Raw genomic sequence first — 19,590 nt, 5'->3', positions numbered from 1 at the left:
ACATTATTCCCCTTTACGAGACTCCGTCATTTGTTTCCATACAGAACCTTTTGCTTCTTCTCCGCCTTCAATACGCTCTAATGCTAGACGCGCTTGCATCGCTACTTCAAACTCTGGGTCATCTTGCGCTGCTTTTAATGCCGGAATTGCACTTTCATCTCCAAGTTCAAATAAGAACATCGCTGCACGCCAACGTACTAATTTACTTGAATCTTTCAGAGATTTAATCATAACGAACATCGCTGCTGGATCACCTACATCTGATAAACAATCGCCCGCTGTACGGCGAACACTTACTGAACGATCTAATAGCGCTTTATATAATAACGGCAATACTTCATCACCTTTTACCATACCTAAATACGCTGTTGCTAAACGGCGAATCGAAACTTTTTCATCATCTAACGCCATCTTCAACACTGGAATATCTTCTTCAGTAGGATCCATTTGTTCTAATGCTGCAAAACGATTTTTCCAGTCAGCATCTTTCATCATCTCTTCTGTTACTTTATATGGCTCACGCTTTTGAATCGTTACTTCAACAGCACCTGCCTGATTTAATAATTCTTTAACCGTTTCATTTACACGTTCTTCCGAATAAGCAGCAACAATTTCTTCTACTACTTCTTTTCCGATTTCTTCAAAGTTACCGTAACGTGTACTTTGTTCCACCCATTTACGTTCTTTTACAACGTTTGGTGCAGACATTTGCACTTTCATAATTGATTCTTTAAAACGATCTGGTAAACCAACACGTTCTTCTGTCGTTCCATCTGTTAACTTTACTTGCATTGGAATTGTAAAGAACATTTGAACAAACACTTTCACTTCCCCAAAATGAGCAAGTTGTTGTTCTTCACTTTCTTCTACTACTTCTTCGCCGAATACAGCACGAACTTGTTGTAATAAAACTTTCCAGTCATACTTCGCATTTCGCTCCACTGCTAAAAAGTCGGCTACATGATATACACCTTTAATGCCTTCAATTTTCAAAATTTCTTGCACTTGCATTGGCGCTTGTTCTTTATTTTCATTTGTATAATTATTACGTGCTCCTGATGGTAATACTTCATTCAAAATAACTTTCATTGTATTTGGACTTGGCGTCGGTTCAATTGCTTTAATCTTCACGTAAAAAACTCTCCTTTATTGCATGTTCTTAGCTGTATTGTAACATGTTACCACTCTATACTCCTACTGGGATGCTTTATTTTGCTGATTTCTTTCCACCATCATACTTTAAATTCCTCAAGTCCCATCTTATTATGATGCACCCTCCCGCCTTTTCTCCAAAAATGTAATATTTTCAATCACAACTTCCGTTACATATATTCTCTTTCCTTGATCATCCTCGTAATTCCTCGTATGAATACGTCCGGTAATTCCAACAAGTGAACCTTTCGTACAATATTCAGTTACATTCTCAGCTGACCTTCTCCAAATTACGCAATTAATAAAATCTACTTGTTGTTCACCTAAACTATTTCGAAAACCTCTATTCACAGCAACACATACTCGTGCATACGCGACACCTTGCTTTGTGTAGTATAATTCTGGCTCCTTTGTCAATCTACCGATTAATACAACTCGATTCATCATAAGTTATACCACCTCACATATTTTTCTTCATTGTAAATAAAAATGTATGAAGGGTAAAAAGCGTAAAATAATATATTTTAAAGTAAAAAAGATTATTTTTTATGCTATAAAAGAAAAAAAGAAACCTTACATATTTTAAACATGTAAGGTTTCAAAATTTATCCCGCTTGAACTCAAGTTACCGCCATCCATATTATACCATATCATCAATTTACCTTTAAAAATAAAAAAATCCTGCATTTTTCATGCAGGATTTTTTATTAGTCATTTTTCGTAAAGTAAGAAACGAAACGAAGAATTTCTAAGTATAACCAAACTAATGTAAGCATTAGTCCCATTGCAGTGTACCACTCCATATATTTCGGAGCTTGACTACGTACACCATTTTCGATTAAATCGAAATCTAGTAATAAGTTTAATGCAGCAACTACGATAACAACCGCACTAATAATAATACCAATTGTACCGCCTTGGTGAATGTACGGAACCGTTACACCAAACATGTTTAGTAGAAATACGACTAAGTACATAACCATAATTCCAAGTGTCGCTGCCATCACGCCTGTACGGAATTTATCCGTTACTTTTACTACGCGTGTTGCATATAACACTAACATTGCAAATAGAATTGAGATTGTTAGTAATACAGCGTTTAAAACGATAGAATCGCCAAACTTCATTGTATAAACCGCTGAAATACTACCTAATACAACCCCTTCTACCGCCGCATAGATTGGTGCACCAAAAGGTGAAATACGCGGGAAGAACATAGACGCAAATGCGATGATTGCCGCAACGATTAAAGCACCAATTAATACTGGCATCTTCATCGTCCCCTGCATCATCTGTATGTATGAATAGACAGACGTTGCAAGTAGCAAGATAAGCATAATAAACGTTTTGCCTACTGTTCCGCCAATAGTCATCGCAGAAGCACTTGCTCCCTCTTTACGGAATGCCTCTTTTTTCAACATTGGATTAGATGTTCTCATTTTTTCCCTCCTAAAATAGGTTCTACCAATAGTGTAAAGTTTTTCTCTTTACTTTTCAATATATGCAGCTTGTTTTTATTTTAATCCTTCAACAATATCAGATAGTTCGCTCCATCTTTCCATCGTTTTTTCTAGCTCTTCTTCTGTTTTTTGTTGTGCTTCAGACAATTCTTGAGCTTTCGTAAAATCAGAACCAACATTCGCAAGCTCTTCTCCGATTGACTCAAGTTTTTCTTCAAGTCCTGCAATTGTATCTTCAATTGTTTCCCATTCGCGCTGCTCGTTATATGAGAGTTTACGCTTACGTTGATGTTTCGGTGCCTCTTCTACTACTTTTTTCTCTTTCTGAACTTCTGCTTTCTCAATAAGTTCTCTCGTTTTTTCCATTTCTAAATAATCTGTATAACTACCTAGAAATTCGTGTACTTCTCCTTCTCCCGTAAAGATGAACAATTCATCAACTACTTTATCTAAGAAGTAACGGTCATGCGATACAGTTAAAACAACACCAGGGAAATCTTCTAAATAATCTTCTAACACTGTTAATGTTTGTGTATCTAGATCATTCGTAGGCTCATCCAATAATAGTACGTTCGGTTCTCCCATTAATATACGTAATAAGTATAAACGTCTTCTCTCGCCTCCAGATAATTTACCAAGCGGTGTACCATGTGAATGTGGCGGGAATAAGAAACGTTCTAACATTTGAGATGCACCAATTACTTTTCCGTCTGTCGTATGAATGACTTCTGCGATTTCTTTAATGTATTCAATCATACGTTGATTTAAATTCATTTCTTCATTTTCTTGTGTATAGTAAGCGATTTTTACTGTTTGCCCAACTTCAATTTCACCACTATCAGGAGATATTTTACCTGCAAGCATATTTAATAGAGAAGATTTTCCGCTTCCATTCGCTCCAATAATCCCGATACGATCGCCTGGTTTCACAATATGATTAAAATTGTTCAGTACAGTTTTACCACCAAATTTTTTCGTTACATCTTTTAACTCAAGTACTTTTTTCCCAAGGCGGCTACCACTAAGTGCAATATCAACAGACTGTTTTGCAGCTGGGCCTTCTTGACCTTTTAACTCATCAAAACGTTGAATACGTGCCTTTTGCTTAGTCGAACGAGCTTTTGCACCACGACGAATCCATGCTAGTTCGCGGCGATATAAGTTTTGACGTTTTGATTCCTGCGCAAGTTCTTGTTCTTCACGAAGTGCTTTCGCTTCTAAAAACGTACTGTAATTCCCTTCATAACTATACAGTTTTCCGTTATCTAATTCGAAAATACGATTCGTCACACGATCTAAGAAATAACGATCATGGGTTACAAGTAATACTGCACCTGTATAACGTGCTAAATATTCCTCTAACCATTCTACTGTCTCATGATCAAGGTGGTTCGTAGGCTCATCTAAAATTAATAGATCCGGTGTTTCAATAAAGCACTGCGCCATCGCAATACGTTTTTTCTGTCCACCAGATAAATTTCCAACAGTTGCTGTGAAATCAGTAATTCCTAATTTCGTTAATAACGATTTTGCATTCGCATTTGCTTCCCATGCGCCCATCGCATCCATACGTTGTTGGACTGCAAATAATTGTTCCTGTACCTTTTCATTACTTGGATCTTTTTCGATATGTAATAGCGCCTTTTCATAGTCACGAAGAAGACGAATTAAAGGTGTATCACCATGGAAGACTTGTTCTAATACTGTTAATTGCTCATCAAACTCTGGTTGCTGTGATAAATAACTAATTGTATACCCACGTGAATGAGTCATATCACCTGTATCAGCAATTTCTGCCCCTGCAATAATTTTTAATAACGTTGATTTACCAGTACCGTTTACACCGATAATTCCGGCACGTTGTCCTTCTGCAATACTAAATGATAATCCATCAAATAACGGTTTTTCTCCATACGATTTTGATAAGTTTTCCACAGTTAACATTTTCATATTTGTGCATTCCACTCTTTCATAAATTGTTCAATAAACTGTTCCATATAGCGATGGCGAACTTCCGCCTCTTGTTTTGCTGCGTTCGTATTCATTAAATCTTTTAGTTTTAAAAGTTTTTCATAAAAATGATTTAAAGATGGATCGTTATTTTTTCTATATTCATCTTTCGTCATCACTTCACGAGGTGGAATAGTTGGATCATACATTAATCTCCCTTTCGCACCACCATACGCAAATGTGCGGGCTATTCCAATTGCTCCAAGAGCGTCTAAGCGATCTGCATCTTGAACGATTTTCCCTTCAAGTGACTCCACTTTACCGCCATGACCACCTTTATAAGACATATTGGCGATAATATGAAGAACATGTTTACTTTCCCCTTCCTCTACATGTAACTCTTCTAACCAATCAGAAACTTTTTTCATTCCTGCTTCTTCACTTTCATTTAACTTCTCATCAGCCACATCGTGAAGTAATGCTGCCATTTCAATTATAAAACGATTTCCTCCTTCTTGCTCGGATAAAGAAATCGCCAGTTTATGTACGCGCTCAATATGATACCAATCATGCCCACTCGCATTTTTTTCTAAAATATGTTTTACAAAAGTAATTGTTTTTTGGATCTTTTCTTGTTTTGTCATTTTATCTTCACCCAATTACTTATTGTAACACGCCCGCATTTTTTCATCACATATTTTCTTGTCCGCCCATACACTAGGTGGTAGGCATCATCATGAAGGAGGAATAAACATGTTCTATAATAATCAACCGCCTTATCCACAACAACCATTTTACCCTCAGCAACAGGACCAAAGATACACAGAGCAATTTGAAGAACAAGAGCAACAATATGAACAAAATCCATACACAACACCGCAAAATCAAGAGCCACAATATCAGCAAAACGCATACGACACACGTCCAAATTATGAATACCCTCAAAACCCATATGCAGCACCGCAAAATCAAGAACAACAATATCAGCAAAATCCATATGTAGCACCACAAAATCAAAAGCCACAATATCAACAAAATCCATATGCAGCACCACAAAATCAAGAACAACAATATCAACAAAATCCATATGCAACACAACCTCAACAACCACAATATCAGCCACAAATGTATCAACCAAACTATGATGCGCGTGTTTCACCGCCTAAACCACCAACACTTGATCCTACGCAACCACAAATTTTACCGCCTGGCCCTACAATCGATCCTACACAACCACAAATTTTACCACCTGGACCAACATTTGATATTACACAACCGCAAATCTTACCACCTGGACCGATTACAGAACCAACGCAACAACAAATCCAGCAAGTTGTCGGTACACAGTTTTTACCTTTAAAGAAACCTGTATTAGATTTCGTAAAACCTTGGGTAGACTACGGTTTAAATGAATCAAAACATACATCACATAAACACGCTTTAACAGAAGTTGCTGCTATTATGTTTTTAGTTGGGAAAGGCTTTAATCCGACGATTGCGCATTATATTGTGGAATCTTGGGAGAAGAATGAGCAGTTTTAGGGGTGTTCATTTCATTTTAAATAAAACAAAAAAGTGTCACAAATGCCTGTTTTATAAGCATTTGTGACACTTTTGGTTTGTTATGTTAAATATCATTTCAATAGTGAATTACTGCAGTTACCTTTTCTTTCTAGGACCAATAATCAATTTAATCGCCGTTCTTTCTTGATCATTAATCGTAACCTCTTGAAATGCTGGAACAAAGGCTAAGTCAATACCACTTGGAGCAACAAATCCTCTTGCGATTGCTATTGCTTTAATCGCTTGATTTAAAGAACCAGCCCCAATCGCTTGAACTTCTACATTTCCACTTGTTCTTAGTACACCTGCTATTGCACCTGCAACTGAATTTGGGCTTGATTTTGAAGATACCTTTAATATATTTTCCATATAAGTTGCTCCCTCTATTATTTAATTACTCTTTTGTTACCGTATAAAATATTTCAACGTATCTTTAACTACTATTCACACCAAAAGCAAACAATACTACATATGTACATTCATTCGATACTTTTTGTCTTCTTCCTGCCCTATTACGTAAATAAAGAGCAATGACTATAAACTCTAATATACAAACATACAAACAATCAAGGATACTGGTTTTACTTATACAGGTGTAACCTTAAGCCTCTATTAAACCTACCAAGAGACTCCTTTGATTTTTTCACCAAATCATTAACCTTTTCTTCTTCAAAAATGGTCACATCTTCTATTCTATTACTATATTTCTTTCATCGTATTAGCACTTTATACTCCAAATCTATCACCTTTTATATAAGACAAGCATAAAATACTATGAGTATACACTTCATTCATAATAGGGGGGAATATATTGGGTTCATACTATCATTCTTCAAACTCCACTAAAAAATGTTCATGCAACTCTTCTTCCAGCTCATATAAAAAATGCTCGTGCAACTCCTCTTCTAGTTCTTATAAAAAATGTTCATGCGACCATTCACATAAAAAAAACTGTCCGGCATACGGTACTTTTTGGCAAACTGAGTTTATAACTGTTCCGTTTGGAGAGCCTTTTCCATTTAATCACGTTGGCCCTATAGCAGGAGGAGTTTCCTTACTAAATCCTACTACTATACAATTTAGTCAAGCGGGTGATTATAGAGTTTCTTTCATTTCAACGATTAACACTACTGTAAATCCTGTGTTTCCACATATTCCAGTCATGACTATATTTCTAAATGACAATCCACTTGCTAATAGTCAAGGTGACTTTGCTTTTCAAATGAATACTTCATCAAATAACGAATGCCTTCAATTAGCAGGTGAAACGATTGTTACAGTACCCGCTAATTCAACTCTTCAATTGAAAAATAATAGTGGTTTCAATCGTCAAAGTATTGCAACTTGTGATAATGGTATCAATTCAGTTGAATTAACAGTTATTAAACTAAGTTAATAATCATCTTCACATTCAGATGCTATTTCAGCATCTTTTTTTATTGAATAATGCTTTTCTGTTAATCTAGTAAACATAAAAAAGTACCGAACTCTTATACTGCAAAAGTTCGGTACTTTTTTTATTAAAAGCTTCTCATTCCTTTTTATTTCTCCACATAAACTGACTTAACAATTGTACGACTATAGGGTTGTCCTTCTTTATTCATCCCTTTTATATCCATCGTAACGTTGTATACTCCTGGTTGCTCTATGTCCTTCAAAGCACCAGTAAATGTATTGTTATTAACATTTTGTAATTCATTATATTCAGAGACTAGTTTCCCTTCTTTATTCACGACTCTTACTGTTATGGAAAGATCCCCTTTCATTTCAGGTGCTACAGGTGATTTTTTCAGTTTATACTCGGATTTATTCGCTTTAACTTTTGTAGGCATTTGAAGAACAAATGGCGCGCCACTCTTGTAATCGCCTACAACTAAATATGCATCTTTCGACTGCTTCGCCATCATTTTAACTTTCCATTCTCCTACATCCATTTTATCAAATTTAAATGTTTTAATTGTCGCGCCACCAAAGAAAGATTCCCCTTCATCATTAGTTATAACGCTATCCTTATTTGTAAACATTTTTCCTTTTGGAGATATCATTTGTACTTCTACATCAGACGAAGCAGTTAATATAGAAACGATTCCTTCTGCCTTTTTATCAACTGTAACTGTTTGCTCAATCCACTGATTTTGTGGCAATTCTCCTCCTAAAATGGTTTGATTTGAAGTTGTATTTAATTGTTCTATATTTTCATTTGAACTAGTGCTGGATGCTACTAAGGCTGGTACAGCTACATTTGATGTACGTAAATATGGTTCAATGCGAGAGAAAACAGCAGATCCTTTTCGTATATTATCATGATCAAACTTGGAATCTGTAAATAAATGCGTTCCATACGGTAACTTAGCACTCCACTCATTTACTAATCCATCATTTGAACCGTATGATGACAAATAGAGACCGCCCATAGATAAAGCAGAAAATACTGGTCCCCAGCTAGTCCCAGTAGCCGTATAGTAACGATTTAATTTAGCTGCTGGATTATTATCAATCGTTGAACGAAATTTTGCCATTTCCCCCATTTGTAATGAATACGTACCATCATCTTTTTGACCTAATATAGAAGCAAGCCATCCTGCCCACCAACTATATGATAAATCCGCTAAGTTTGATCCATGATGTGGCGTCGCAAGTGTAATAACATTTCCGACAAATCGATTTGCACCATATCCTACTAATGCAGCCTGTGTATCGATACCGCCTTTACTATGTGCTACAATATTAACTTTTTTACCGAAGTGATTATATATTTCTTCTAATTTTTGTGCTAACAATTTTCCGTTGTCCCACTGACTAGCTGACCCTTTTCCAGCAGCATCATATAATTGTATAAATACTGTTTGATAGCCTGCTTTCAAAGCATAGTCATACATATCATTCATATCGTGATACACTGTCTTACCATACCAACTATCAGCATTCCCATTCCTTCCTTGCACAAAGAGAATTGGAGGTCTATTCTCATCATAATTAGCAGGTTTTTGACCTAAAAACCATTCTCCAGGTGTAAAGGCTTCTTGATCTGGAAAGCCTGTTTTAAGCTCTTTTACAACTTCTGCTCGCACATTTGTGCTAATCATTGGAACCACGATAAAAAATACAATTAGTAAGGCAACACATCTTCTCATCAATCGCATATTATTCCCCCCACTTTTTTTGAAAGAAGGTGCTCTTTGTAATATTTTTTTATCTTCTCTCTTAATACTAGATAATCTTTTTACTTAAACAAAATCTTGTCCCTATTCCCACGAGATTACTAGTACCCCTTCTTCCTTAACACACGTTATTCTCTTTGTTTCTATCTCTTCCTTTTGAGAGAACACTATAAAAAAGTTTCTCAATAATTGTGAACCGTACTAAATCCAAATATCTCTAAATCATTATTGTTTATATAAAGTATACAAATCTTGAAAAAACTTTAGTAAAAAAACACTTTATTACCACCTAGTTATAAAAAAGATTAATGAAGATATGTACTTTTATTTAATTTAATTCAAAACAAACGAATAAAAGCTTATACTGTAAGACTTTCCTACGATTAAATATTAAACTGAAATTTCTAAATAGATAGTAAGGTGTCCAGAAACATATATTATGATAATTTTCGCAGACTTGAATTAAACTTTTAGAAGTACTAACCTATCGGTGAGCAGAAGAAAATTCTGTAAAAAGAAAGGAGAATGCTTTATGATGACCAATTTACAAAAGGAGTTTTTTAAACGACTAAAAATTCCTGAAAAAGAAATAACATTTAATGATTTAGATGAAATTCTCTTGAAAATGGGCTTGATTCTCCCCTATGAAAATCTCGATATTATGGCTGGTACTATTAAAAACATCTCAAAAAATAACTTAGTAGAAAAGTTACTAATTCAAAAACGAGGCGGTCTTTGTTATGAATTAAACTCCTTATTGTATTACTTTTTAATGGATTGTGGGTTTCAAGTATATAAAGTAGCCGGTACTGTTTATGATCTTTACGATAATAAATGGAAACCCGATGATGGTCATGTCATTATCATATTAAATCATAATTATAAAGATTATGTTATAGACGCAGGTTTTGCATCTCATCTACCTTTACATCCAGTCCCTTTTACCGGAGAAGTCATCTCTTCTCAAACGGGAGAATATCGAATTCGCAAACGAACTACCCGAAAAGGTACACACATTTTAGAAATGAGAAAAGGAGCTAACGGGGAATCTACAAATTTCTTGCAATCTGAACCTTCACACGAATGGAAAATAGGCTATGCCTTTACTTTAGATTCAATAGATGAGAAAAAGGTGAATAACATTCAAAAAGTGATTGTAGAGCATAAAGAATCTCCTTTTAATAAAGGGGCTATTACTTGTAAATTAACTGATTATGGGCACGTATCATTAACAAATAAAAATTATACAGAAACCTATAAAGGCATCAAAAATAAACGACCAATAGAATCAAAAGATTACGCTCGCATTCTTCGTGAATCTTTCGGAATAACACAAGAAAAATATGTAGGAAAAACACTAGAAAGAGGATAGTTGACTAGAAGTATTTCATAATAAAGCAGATTCCATATTTAGAATCTGCTTTATTTTATATTTTGTTATAAAAAAATTTGTTTTGCTCTTACCCTTTAATTCTCAATTATATACTCATCATCATATTTATCGTATTGGAGCCCTGACCCTATTTTTGATTCCGTAACTTGATCTCTTAAAAACGGTGCAGCTTCCATTTTGCTAGTTGCAATTTCAATTCCATATTTTTTTGTTAAATGGGCTAATTCTATTAAAAACCACTCTCTTCGTAATGTGACTGGAATATCAAATGTTCTTCTTTTCATATATAATAGCACCTCTTTTATTTTCATAGCTAAAAAAAGATCACTGAATGTACTATTTAAAACTACCTTTCATCACAAACATCCAATGAAACATTATAGTATATGCATGTCCATTTTAAACGTGCTATTAAAAAAAGAATACTTCAGTTTACATAAAATAATTATGTATTAGTAGAAAGAGGCTTGTTCTCCTCTTTCTACTCTAGAAATTTAAATTAAGAACATCTTGGTACACCTAAAGCTAAGAATACACCTGCTACTCCCGCAGTAATCGGTACTTTTAACGTAATAACATCGTCTACTTTCGTTACTAAAAAGAAAGCATTACCTTCTTGTAATATACAAGTCACCAACAATTGGAACTCCATTCAAATCTCCTCCTTTCAATCGTTATATTATACTTTATGGATTTAATATAAAAATGTAATAGGAAATATATCCATTTTCTCCTATATACAAATAAATGTTCATCAGTCTATTAAAAATATTAATGTACTCTGTTAAATACCACTCCTATTATCCTCAAAACTGACACATTATAAGTGATTTCAATCACTACATTGTTTTTCAATTATCGCTATTCTTAATTTAGATATTACATTTAAACTTTATGGAGGCATTCATATGGAACATACATTTACTGAAACTTCAATTGTTGGTGAGATTGTTACACAATTTCCGAAAGCTAGTGATCTTTTTAAATCATATAGAATAGATTTTTGTTGTGGTGGTAATAAGCCACTTATTGATGCAATTCATGAAAGAAATTTATCGGCGGATGAAATAATTACAGAGTTAAATACGCTTTATCTTAATACGAAACAATTAAATGAATCTGAAATTGATTGGAAAAGTGCTTCTTATCGTGAATTGATTGATTATGTAATTCATAAGCATCATCGTTATTTAAATGAAGAGTTACCGCAGTTAAGTCCATATGTGACGAAAGTATTACGCGTCCATGGAGCAAATCAGCCTCATTTAGCTCAAATTCATAAGCTATTTCATGAACTTAAAATGGAATTAGAACAGCATTTAATTAAAGAAGAAACGGAAGACTTCCCATTAATTTTAGAATTTGAACAAAATCCAACTGATGAAAATTATGCAAAGTTACGTAAAGTAGTAGATGAACTAGAAAATGAGCACAATCATGCCGGAAATATTATAAAAGAACTTCGTAAAGTAACAAATGACTTTACGCCTCCAGAAGGCGCTTGCGGTACTTATCGACTTGTCTACCAACGTCTTGAAGCTCTAGAATCTGATTTATTTGAGCATATTCATTTAGAAAATAATATTTTATTTCCACGTGCCATTACAAGAGCATAAATTAAGTGCAGGACATGAGTGTAAATACTTATGTCCTGCTTTTTCGTTTTGCGAAAAATATCCACATCCCCTTCACATAAAACCGAATTTTAACAATTTGTGAATCATTATAAAAATGTGATAAATATCACATCTCCCCCTTATTTGATTTTCTATAATAAAAATATAATCCTTTGTTCAACATTTCACATAAAAAGGGGAAACGAAAATGAAAAAACGTTTAGTTATGATCGGAAATGGTATGGCTGGCATACGTTGTATGGAAGAAATTTTAAAACATAATAGTGATTCATATGAGATTACTATTTTGGGAGATGAACCGCATCCGAACTACAACCGTATTATGCTCTCTCATGTATTACAGGGCAAAACAAATATGCAAGATATCATTATGAATGAATATAGTTGGTACGAAGAAAACGAAATAACTTTGTATACAAACGAAAGAGTTCAAAGTATTAACCGAGAAGAAAAAATTATTACTACTGAAAAAAATCGTACTCTTACATACGACAAGCTCATTATCGCAACAGGTTCTAGTGCTTTTATTTTACCTGTTGAAGGTTCCACTCTTCCTGGTGTAACAGGATTTCGAACTATTGAAGATACACAATTTATGATGGATACCGCTAAAGAAAAGAAAAAGGCCGTTGTCATTGGTGGCGGGTTACTTGGTTTAGAGGCCGCAAGAGGTCTAATTGACTTAGGAATGGACGTACATGTTGTTCATTTAATGCCTAGCTTAATGGAGCAACAACTAGATACGAAAGCAGCTTCTCTTCTGCGTGAAGATTTAGAAGCGCAAGGCATGCAGTTTCTCATGGAAAAGAAAACTGTAAAAATTCTTGGTACAGATCATGTTGAGGGCATTCAATTTGAAGATGGTGAGGTTGTAGATTGTGATTTAATCGTAATGGCTGTCGGAATACGACCAAATACGCAAATAGCAAGAGATGCTGGTCTAATTGTCAACCGAGGTATTGTAGTCAATGACTATATGCTAACAAATGATGAATCCATTTATGCAGTTGGCGAATGTGCAGAACATGATGGTATCGCATATGGACTTGTTGCCCCTCTTTATGAACAAGGCGCAATATTAGCGAAACATATAACGAATTTACAAACTGATGGATATACGGGCAGTATCGTTGGTACGCAATTAAAAGTTGCTGGTTGTGATTTATTCTCTGCTGGCCAAATTTATGAAGATGAACAGACGAAAGCAATTTCAATATTTGATGAATGTAAACGTTCCTATAAAAAAGTATTAATTCGTGATAATAAAGTCGTCGGTATCGTTTTATATGGTGACACAGCTGATGGTACACGCCTCTTTAGCATGTTAAAGAAAGAAGAAGACATACAAGAATATACAGCCGCTTCCCTTCTTCACAAAGCTGGTGAAGAAAGTGAACTCGATGTTGCTACAATGAGTGCGGATGACACGGTTTGTGGATGTAATGGTGTTACGAAAGGTACAATCGTTCATGCCATTTTAGAACAAGAGTTAACTACTTTTGAAGAAGTAAAAGGATGCACGAAAGCCGCAGGATCTTGCGGTAAATGTCGCCCGCTTGTGGAACAAGTTTTATCTCATACACTTGGAGATGCTTTTGATGCTTCTGCGCAGTCTACTGGTATGTGCGGATGTACAACTTTATCACGTGATGAAGTCGTAGCAGCCATTCACGAGAAAGGTTTAAAATCGCAAAAAGAAGTACGAAATGTTCTTGGTTTTTCACATGAAGACGGCTGTTCGAAATGTCGTCCTGCTTTGAACTACTATTTACGGATGGCGATTCCAGAAGAATATGAAGATGATAAATCTTCCCGTTTCGTTAATGAAAGAATGAACGGTAACATCCAGCACGATGGTACATTTTCTGTTATTCCACGTATGTACGGAGGCGTTACAACAGCAGATGATTTAATGAAAATTGCTGAAGTTGCGAAAAAATATGATGTTCCTCTTGTGAAAATTACAGGTGCGAGCCGCATTGGCTTATATGGTGTTAAGAAACAAGATTTACCTAACGTATGGGCTGACTTACATATGACTTCTGGATATGCGTATTCAAAATCGCTTCGTAATGTAAAATCATGTGTTGGTTCTCGCTTCTGCCGTTTCGGCACCAAAGATTCATTAGGACTTGGTATGTTACTTGAACAATCATTAGAAATGGTAGATACACCTCATAAAATGAAGATGGGAGTAACGGGCTGTCCACGTAACTGTGCGGAAGTACTGACGAAAGATTTTGGCGTTGTATGTGTCGAAAATGGATACCAACTTTATATTGGCGGAAATGGTGGTACAGAAGTACGCGAAGCTGATTTTGTAATGATCGTCCCTACTGAAGATGATGTCCTTCGCATCGCTACAGCTTACATGCAATATTATCGTGAAACTGGTATTTACGGAGAGCGTACTGCCTACTGGACAGAACGTTTAGGCTTCGATCACATAAGGGAAATACTTCAAGATGAAAGTATGGTTACTACATTAAATGAACGTTTCCAAACAGCTCGTAGTACATATACGGAAGCATGGGGACAAGCACTAAAAACGAAGTCATTAAAAGCGATGTATGAAGTCGAAACTGTGAAATAAGGAGCTGTGATCTATATGATACAAACGAAAGAAAAAATAAAAGTTATGCGTGCGGAAGACCTTCCTATTCAAATCGGTAAAGAAGTACAAATGAAAGGTATATCTATCGCTCTATTTCGCCTGTCAAATGGTGATATTCGAGCTGTAGAAAATCGTTGTCCTCATAAAAACGGACCGTTAGCAGAAGGCATTGTATCTGGAGAATTCGTCTTTTGTCCACTGCATGATTGGAAAATCTCATTAATAACAGGTGAAGTTCAAAAACCTGATGACGGCTGTATTCAAACGTATGAAGTAGAAGTTATTGATGGTGACATTTATATATACATGTAATTTACGAAAGGAAGCCTCCTCTGGCTTCCTTTTAAATAAAAATTGATGAGGTGCGATGATGAACGGATATGTATATTTAGTTGGTGCAGGACCAGGTGATGAAGGGCTTATTACAAAGAAAGCGATAGATTGTTTAAAGCGTGCAGATATCGTTTTATATGACCGTTTATTAAACCCTTCCTTTCTTCGCTATACAAAAGAAACATGTGAACTTATTTATTGCGGAAAAATGCCAAAGAATCATATTATGCGACAAGAAATGATTAACGCCCATCTCCTTCAATTTGCGAGAGAAGGAAAAATCGTTGTCCGCTTAAAAGGCGGAGATCCATCTATTTTTGGCCGTGTCGGTGAAGAAGCAGAAACTTTAGCAGCAGCGAACGTTCCATATGAAATTGTACCAGGTATTACATCTAGCATCGCCGCTAGTAGCTATGCAGGTATCCCCCTCACCCACCGTAACTACAGTAATAGCGTCACTTTACTAACTGGGCATGCGAAAGGTCCTTTAACCGACCATGGAAAATATAATTCATCCCACAATAGCGATACAATCGCCTACTACATGGGTATAAAAAACTTACCTACAATTTGTGAAAACTTACTACAAGCAGGAAAGAAAAAAGATACGCCAGTAGCAGTCATTGAATGGGGTACAACCGGAAAGCAGCGCGTTGTCACAGGAACACTTTCAACCATTGTTTCTATCGTCAAAAACGAAAATATTTCTAATCCATCTATGACAATTGTTGGTGATGTCGTTTCATTACGAGATCAAATCGCTTGGAAAGAACGTAAACCATTACATGGGAAAAAAGTTTTATTTGCATCCGCAACAAATAAAACAAGTTCAATGGTGCAAAAGTTACAAGCAGCCGGTGCAGAAATATATCAAATTCCAACTTTCAAAAAGGTAGAATACACATTAACACTTGAACAAATCAATGAAATTTTTAAAGTTGATCGTCTTGTTTTTTGTTCAGCTAAAAGTGTAGAAATACTGATGCAATCATGTAGTAAACATCAGAAAGATATTCGTTCTTTACACGCGCAACTGCAATATATGAACATTGCCACTCAAGAAAAAATTATGCAATATGGGCTACTATGTAAACAAGCAGAGTACTCTTCCGATACTACTGTTTATTTAGGAAGAAATATTAATCGAATTGCTTTTATTCAAGAGAAAATTGGTGCCGGGTCATACATGATGACTCATGAGTATACAATTGACCATCGCTTCGATGAAGTGCATTCTCGTATGCTTTCTGAATTCTCATGGGATAGTATTGTGTTTGAAGGGCGTGCCTCTATTGATACATTTTTATCAGAAATAAAACGACTTGGCTTTAGCGATATTCTTACTCTTCCCTTCTCGTATACCGACATTCCAACTTTACACTATGCGAATAAGGTCGGATTTCATCATGTAGATGAGCAATTACAAAACATGATTATGAAGAAAGATTTGGTGGTACGATGAAAGGTATTGTATATGTTGGACACGGGAGTCGCTTGCAAGAAGGCAATGAACAATTCATTCACTTTATTCATTCTGTTATGACAGAACGTAACGAAGGGATTCAAAAAATAGCTTTTCTAGAACTAACAACACCTACCATTTTGGATGCAGTTACAGAAACGATACTAGAGGGCGCAACTGAAATAATGATTGTACCTGTTTTATTATTTGCAGCAGCTCACTATAAACGTGATATTCCTTTTGAAATAGAGCAACTACAAAAGAAATTTCCACAAATATCATTTTCAGTTGTACCTCCTTTTAGTACGCATCCACATATGGTGGAACTTGTAGTAAAAAGAATACGTGAAGCTACGCCAATGCAAGGTAGTAGTATTTTACTCGTAGGACGAGGTAGTAGTGATCCACAGCCGATACATGAGTTACAACAAATCGGAGCAGCTGCCGAACGAAAACTTGGTATGCCAGTATCGTGCTCCTTTTTAACGAAAGGAACGCCCTCTTTTACTGCTGAGCTCAAGAAGATAACATCGTCTGCGCCTCACGTATACGTCATGCCATATCTTCTCTTTACCGGGTTGTTGCTTCAAAAAATTAAGTTGCATACGAAAAAATATGATCACATTACGACTTGTAACTGTCTTCAGTTTGATACATATATGAAATTAACATTATTAGAACGAATGGAGGAATGTGTGTATGTATAACATGTACCCTCTTATGCTTAATTTAAATAAAAAAGTGGTCGTTATTATTGGTGGAGGTAAAATCGCATATCGAAAAGCGTCTGGATTAAAAGATACAGGAGCTTTTGTCACCGTTATTAGCCCAGAAATTTGCGCGGAAATGAAGGAACTCCCTTATATTACTTGGAAGCAAAAAACTTTTAGTAATGATGATATTAAAGATGCTCACCTTATTTATGCAGCTACAAATCAACATGCTGTAAATCTGATGGTTAAACAGGCCGCCCACGATTTCCAGTGGGTTAACGTTGTAAGTGATGGTACAGAATCATCTTTTCACACACCTGGCGTCATCCGACATGATGAATATGTTTTCACTATTTCAACTTCAGGTAAAGATCCATCGTTTACGAAGCGTATGAAGCAGGAACTAACATCTATATTTCCTAAACTTATAAAAAAGCTTTCTCGTACTCACAAATTATAATCTATTTCTTAGCTAAAATAGTAATTACCTTTGGACAAACGTTTTTTAGAAGCGTTTGTTCTTTTTATTTTGGTTTCTTTTTTGAATTAAGCCGCTTGATTATCAGACATAGTACAATTGTAAACGACACCTAATATATCAAAGACTGTTTTCCTCTCATATCAATGGGATTTCCATCCATCATTTACCGCCTCAAATCCATTCGGTTTTAAACGTATATTCAAAACAAAATATATGACAAATAAATAACGACAGTTACTGTAATAATGCTGAAAAGTGTTGAAAATAAAACGATTTGTGCATGTAGTTCAGGCTCTATTTGATACTCCATAGCAATAGTTGATGTATTTCTTGAAGTAGGAAAAGAACTTGCAATAAATAATGATTGTGCAACAATTCCATCAATGTTTAAGAGGTAGATCATGGAAAGTGCTAATAATGGCCCCATCAGTAACCTTCCAATTAAAGACCATGTTATGACTCTATGGAAAAAATTAAGCTTAATGTTGGCTAATTGTGCTCCTAGCAATATGAGTGCTATGGCAACAAAACTATTCGCAAGCTGATTAAGAGGTAGAAAGATAGAATTAGGTATTTGAATTGTAAACGATTGAAAGAGAACCCCTAGTACGAGCGCATGAAATACAGGCAGTCTTATAAATGATTGAATAATACCTCCGATTGTTTTTGTTGCTGATAATAAGTTATATATCCCATATGAATAAGTTAAAAGGTTTTGGAAAATCACAATGAAAATCTGAATGGAAACCCCCACTGGATTGTGACTGAAAATCAATTGACTTACTGGTAATCCATAATTACCGGAATTCATTAACGAAATGCTATTTTTTAGAGCTGCACTTTCTCCTTTTTCTAACTTTAATGTTTTTGAAATAAAATGACTTACTAGCATTAGACTCAGACTATAAAACATTAAATAGTACATGATCTGGAGCAACAAACCTGTTTCTATACTAATATCATATATATTCACAAATACAGCCGCTGGCATCAAGCAATAATTAATAAGTGTAGATAGCTGCTTTAAGTTAAATTGGAACTTCCTTTGTAAGATTGCACCAATTAGCATCAATATTAATATTGGTACTATTACGTCTAATATAATGAAAATAAACATTTAAAACCTCATTCTACATATATTTTAGTTGGATTAAACGCTCTCTTTTCTTTAACATATCAAATATGACTCGCAAAGAAAATTATGAATTATTTATACAAATTCATAATTTTATCTTATCAACCTAACTGTATTCTTTATTTTAAGTGTACTTTTTCACAATATCCATTAGCCTTACCCAAAAATCGGGCCTAAAAAATATGCAGTTTTTTCTTGTTATAGATACCTTTATATGTTTTTTGAATTTCGGAACATTTCAAGCTATTGATATATTTTTATACATATTAATAGATAGCTTTTAGAAAGGAGCGACTATTTATCGATTCGTTAGCGATCAATAGTCATCGTTTAATTCAAAAGTTATTATTTTCATTCTCGATATATTTGCTTTCTAAAAATTAGTTTAATCTTTGTGCCTGAGCTAACCTGCCCTTTAATTGAATAACATCTGATATCTATTTTTAACATAAAATTCCATTACCCTTCTGTTTTTCATTTAAAAACCACAATATTTTAGAAAACGAACATTTGTTAAGATATCAATAAAAAACAAG

At 34.9% G+C, this 19,590-nt stretch carries 19 protein-coding genes; 9 read left to right on the top strand and 10 right to left on the bottom strand.

Annotation, left to right across the window (positions count from 1 at the left end):
• Positions 1-3: 3 nt before the first annotated feature.
• The 5 genes from AC3WVA_RS18860 to AC3WVA_RS18840 all read right to left on the bottom strand — a co-directional run bounded on the left by AC3WVA_RS18860 (position 4) and on the right by AC3WVA_RS18840 (position 5,206).
• Positions 4-1,131, bottom strand: coding sequence for a conserved virulence factor C family protein (locus AC3WVA_RS18860; RefSeq protein WP_071758118.1), 1,128 nt, complete (start codon positions 1,129-1,131; stop codon positions 4-6).
• 132 nt (positions 1,132-1,263) lie between these two features.
• A complete protein-coding gene (locus AC3WVA_RS18855; RefSeq protein WP_048528795.1) occupies positions 1,264-1,599 on the bottom strand; it encodes a single-stranded DNA-binding protein in 336 nt (111 codons plus the stop codon).
• A gap of 260 nt (positions 1,600-1,859) precedes the next feature.
• Positions 1,860-2,591, bottom strand: a complete 732-nt coding sequence (locus AC3WVA_RS18850) for a Bax inhibitor-1/YccA family protein (protein WP_001260655.1) — start codon at positions 2,589-2,591, stop codon at positions 1,860-1,862.
• A gap of 75 nt (positions 2,592-2,666) precedes the next feature.
• On the bottom strand, positions 2,667-4,562 hold the full coding sequence (locus AC3WVA_RS18845) for an ABC-F family ATP-binding cassette domain-containing protein (protein WP_098345815.1): 1,896 nt from the start codon (positions 4,560-4,562) through the stop codon (positions 2,667-2,669).
• Positions 4,559-5,206, bottom strand: coding sequence for an HD domain-containing protein (locus tag AC3WVA_RS18840; RefSeq protein WP_492322093.1), 648 nt, complete (start codon positions 5,204-5,206; stop codon positions 4,559-4,561). The genes AC3WVA_RS18845 and AC3WVA_RS18840 overlap by 4 nt, the downstream gene beginning before the upstream one ends.
• A gap of 109 nt (positions 5,207-5,315) precedes the next feature.
• Between AC3WVA_RS18840 and AC3WVA_RS18835 the strand changes: the two genes are divergently transcribed.
• A complete protein-coding gene (locus tag AC3WVA_RS18835) occupies positions 5,316-6,104 on the top strand; it encodes a hypothetical protein (protein WP_492322092.1) in 789 nt (262 codons plus the stop codon).
• A 117-nt stretch (positions 6,105-6,221) separates the two neighbouring features.
• Here the strand turns inward: AC3WVA_RS18835 and spoVS are convergent, their stop codons facing one another.
• A complete protein-coding gene (spoVS, locus tag AC3WVA_RS18830) occupies positions 6,222-6,494 on the bottom strand; it encodes a stage V sporulation protein SpoVS (RefSeq protein ID WP_098346543.1) in 273 nt (90 codons plus the stop codon).
• Positions 6,495-6,936: 442 nt separating this feature from the next.
• On the opposite strand from spoVS, the gene AC3WVA_RS18825 reads away from it, so the two are divergent.
• On the top strand, positions 6,937-7,521 hold the full coding sequence (locus AC3WVA_RS18825; protein ID WP_128974733.1) for a preprotein translocase: 585 nt from the start codon (positions 6,937-6,939) through the stop codon (positions 7,519-7,521).
• Between the two features lie 145 nt (positions 7,522-7,666).
• Here the strand turns inward: AC3WVA_RS18825 and AC3WVA_RS18820 are convergent, their stop codons facing one another.
• Complete coding sequence (locus tag AC3WVA_RS18820; RefSeq protein ID WP_492322091.1) at positions 7,667-9,268, bottom strand: lipase family alpha/beta hydrolase; 1,602 nt, start codon at positions 9,266-9,268, stop codon at positions 7,667-7,669.
• A 550-nt stretch (positions 9,269-9,818) separates the two neighbouring features.
• Here AC3WVA_RS18820 and AC3WVA_RS18815 point away from each other — a divergent pair.
• Entirely contained in the window at positions 9,819-10,658 is an 840-nt protein-coding gene (locus AC3WVA_RS18815) for an arylamine N-acetyltransferase family protein (RefSeq protein ID WP_098346540.1), read from the top strand.
• A 95-nt stretch (positions 10,659-10,753) separates the two neighbouring features.
• Here the strand turns inward: AC3WVA_RS18815 and AC3WVA_RS18810 are convergent, their stop codons facing one another.
• The gene (locus AC3WVA_RS18810; RefSeq protein ID WP_000830253.1) at positions 10,754-10,963 is read right to left on the bottom strand and encodes a hypothetical protein; all 210 of its coding nucleotides are present in this window, start codon (positions 10,961-10,963) and stop codon (positions 10,754-10,756) included.
• Between the two features lie 215 nt (positions 10,964-11,178).
• A complete protein-coding gene (gene exsG / locus AC3WVA_RS18805) occupies positions 11,179-11,331 on the bottom strand; it encodes an exosporium protein ExsG (RefSeq protein ID WP_098346539.1) in 153 nt (50 codons plus the stop codon).
• A 256-nt stretch (positions 11,332-11,587) separates the two neighbouring features.
• Between exsG and ric the strand changes: the two genes are divergently transcribed.
• The 6 genes from ric to AC3WVA_RS18775 all read left to right on the top strand — a co-directional run bounded on the left by ric (position 11,588) and on the right by AC3WVA_RS18775 (position 17,898).
• The gene (gene ric / locus AC3WVA_RS18800; protein WP_098346538.1) at positions 11,588-12,295 is read left to right on the top strand and encodes an iron-sulfur cluster repair di-iron protein; all 708 of its coding nucleotides are present in this window, start codon (positions 11,588-11,590) and stop codon (positions 12,293-12,295) included.
• A gap of 208 nt (positions 12,296-12,503) precedes the next feature.
• On the top strand, positions 12,504-14,909 hold the full coding sequence (gene nirB, locus AC3WVA_RS18795; RefSeq protein ID WP_098346537.1) for an NADPH-nitrite reductase large subunit: 2,406 nt from the start codon (positions 12,504-12,506) through the stop codon (positions 14,907-14,909).
• Between the two features lie 15 nt (positions 14,910-14,924).
• A complete protein-coding gene (gene nirD, locus AC3WVA_RS18790) occupies positions 14,925-15,242 on the top strand; it encodes a nitrite reductase small subunit NirD (protein ID WP_048528785.1) in 318 nt (105 codons plus the stop codon).
• Positions 15,243-15,300: 58 nt separating this feature from the next.
• A complete protein-coding gene (locus AC3WVA_RS18785) occupies positions 15,301-16,725 on the top strand; it encodes a uroporphyrin-III C-methyltransferase (protein WP_492322090.1) in 1,425 nt (474 codons plus the stop codon).
• On the top strand, positions 16,722-17,432 hold the full coding sequence (locus AC3WVA_RS18780) for a sirohydrochlorin chelatase (RefSeq protein ID WP_098521162.1): 711 nt from the start codon (positions 16,722-16,724) through the stop codon (positions 17,430-17,432). The genes AC3WVA_RS18785 and AC3WVA_RS18780 overlap by 4 nt, the downstream gene beginning before the upstream one ends.
• A complete protein-coding gene (locus tag AC3WVA_RS18775; RefSeq protein ID WP_098521161.1) occupies positions 17,425-17,898 on the top strand; it encodes a precorrin-2 dehydrogenase in 474 nt (157 codons plus the stop codon). Before AC3WVA_RS18780 ends, AC3WVA_RS18775 begins: the two co-directional genes overlap by 8 nt.
• Positions 17,899-18,118: 220 nt before the next feature.
• On the opposite strand, the gene AC3WVA_RS18770 is transcribed toward AC3WVA_RS18775, so the two are convergent.
• The gene (locus AC3WVA_RS18770) at positions 18,119-19,036 is read right to left on the bottom strand and encodes an AEC family transporter (RefSeq protein ID WP_098346532.1); all 918 of its coding nucleotides are present in this window, start codon (positions 19,034-19,036) and stop codon (positions 18,119-18,121) included.
• Positions 19,037-19,590 lie beyond the last annotated feature (554 nt).

Source organism: Bacillus sp. EB106-04-02-XG92, assembly GCF_058791995.1.
The sequence above is the reverse complement of the archived record's forward strand: the minus strand, read 5'-3'. Positions and strand labels throughout refer to the sequence as shown.

Excerpts from the sequence above, each read along its gene's own strand:
- AC3WVA_RS18855 (WP_048528795.1), bottom strand. The coding sequence starts at position 1,599 with ATGATGAATCGAGTTGTATTAATCGGTAGATTGACAAAGGAGCCAGAA.
- AC3WVA_RS18850 (WP_001260655.1), bottom strand. The coding sequence starts at position 2,591 with ATGAGAACATCTAATCCAATGTTGAAAAAAGAGGCATTCCGTAAAGAG.
- AC3WVA_RS18845 (WP_098345815.1), bottom strand. The coding sequence starts at position 4,562 with ATGAAAATGTTAACTGTGGAAAACTTATCAAAATCGTATGGAGAAAAA.
- AC3WVA_RS18840 (WP_492322093.1), bottom strand. The coding sequence starts at position 5,206 with ATGACAAAACAAGAAAAGATCCAAAAAACAATTACTTTTGTAAAACAT.
- AC3WVA_RS18835 (WP_492322092.1), top strand. The coding sequence starts at position 5,316 with ATGTTCTATAATAATCAACCGCCTTATCCACAACAACCATTTTACCCT.
- spoVS (WP_098346543.1), bottom strand. The coding sequence starts at position 6,494 with ATGGAAAATATATTAAAGGTATCTTCAAAATCAAGCCCAAATTCAGTT.
- AC3WVA_RS18820 (WP_492322091.1), bottom strand. The coding sequence starts at position 9,268 with ATGCGATTGATGAGAAGATGTGTTGCCTTACTAATTGTATTTTTTATC.
- AC3WVA_RS18815 (WP_098346540.1), top strand. The coding sequence starts at position 9,819 with ATGATGACCAATTTACAAAAGGAGTTTTTTAAACGACTAAAAATTCCT.
- AC3WVA_RS18810 (WP_000830253.1), bottom strand. The coding sequence starts at position 10,963 with ATGAAAAGAAGAACATTTGATATTCCAGTCACATTACGAAGAGAGTGG.
- exsG (WP_098346539.1), bottom strand. The coding sequence starts at position 11,331 with ATGGAGTTCCAATTGTTGGTGACTTGTATATTACAAGAAGGTAATGCT.
- ric (WP_098346538.1), top strand. The coding sequence starts at position 11,588 with ATGGAACATACATTTACTGAAACTTCAATTGTTGGTGAGATTGTTACA.
- nirB (WP_098346537.1), top strand. The coding sequence starts at position 12,504 with ATGAAAAAACGTTTAGTTATGATCGGAAATGGTATGGCTGGCATACGT.
- nirD (WP_048528785.1), top strand. The coding sequence starts at position 14,925 with ATGATACAAACGAAAGAAAAAATAAAAGTTATGCGTGCGGAAGACCTT.
- AC3WVA_RS18785 (WP_492322090.1), top strand. The coding sequence starts at position 15,301 with ATGAACGGATATGTATATTTAGTTGGTGCAGGACCAGGTGATGAAGGG.
- AC3WVA_RS18780 (WP_098521162.1), top strand. The coding sequence starts at position 16,722 with ATGAAAGGTATTGTATATGTTGGACACGGGAGTCGCTTGCAAGAAGGC.
- AC3WVA_RS18775 (WP_098521161.1), top strand. The coding sequence starts at position 17,425 with ATGTATAACATGTACCCTCTTATGCTTAATTTAAATAAAAAAGTGGTC.
- AC3WVA_RS18770 (WP_098346532.1), bottom strand. The coding sequence starts at position 19,036 with ATGTTTATTTTCATTATATTAGACGTAATAGTACCAATATTAATATTG.